Origin of the sequence: Wolbachia endosymbiont of Nomada ferruginata, assembly GCF_001675785.1 — a bacterium.
GTDB lineage: Bacteria > Pseudomonadota > Alphaproteobacteria > Rickettsiales > Anaplasmataceae > Wolbachia > Wolbachia pipientis.
Genome location: NZ_LYUY01000179.1, coordinates 1 through 730, shown reverse-complemented (window position 1 = coordinate 730; position 730 = coordinate 1). Strand labels below are relative to the sequence as shown.

The window sequence follows — 730 nt, the reverse complement described above, 5'->3', positions numbered from 1 at the left end:
CACTTTTTAATCCAGCTTGCTCTACTACTTTCTCAAATCTCTTTGTAATGTTTAATGTATAACCCTGTGCCTCTAGTGGAGATATAGACTGATCTACTGTAGAAATATATTTCTGACCTGTAAACTTTCTAGCCAGCAGGTCAAGTAACATTATTGTACCATTTACATCTACTTGCGCATCAACTTGTGAGATTGAATCCTTAGTGCTCGATATTTTCTCAGGTTTAGGATTTAATAACCCACCCACAGAGCTTTTTACCCAACTAAACAAATCATTTATCCATGAAGATGGTCTTGTGCCACTGCTTGCTGCTATCTCAGGTTGATTACTTGAATCTATAGCAAGAAGATTACGTGATAAGTGACTACGATGACGAGCATGATCTCCATGGTGATGACGGCGTCTGCGTTGTACATGTCCCCCTCTTTCTTTATTGAGTTTTTCTAAGCACTGCACAACATCACTACATTCTTCACTTTTATCATTTACTCTGAGTTTTTCTCTAACAATATCTAGTGATGTTCTACCGTCAGCAGTTAAAGCATTGATATCAGCACCCTTTTCAACAAGATATTTAACTACATTTAATGAATCCAACTGCACAGCCCAATGAAGAGGTGTCCAACCTTCATTATCTTTGACCTTAATATCAGCATTGTTATCTAAAAGAAGTTCAATTATATTAAAATTGTTCTTTTGAATGGCCCAGAACACAGGAGTCCAATCCTG

1 protein-coding gene is annotated in these 730 nt (G+C 37.1%); it reads right to left on the bottom strand.

All coding sequences use genetic code 11. The features are described 5' to 3' along the window. Positions 1–730 (bottom strand): ankyrin repeat domain-containing protein (locus BA053_RS06330; RefSeq protein WP_167347184.1); only part of this gene is annotated, 730 nt, incomplete at both ends.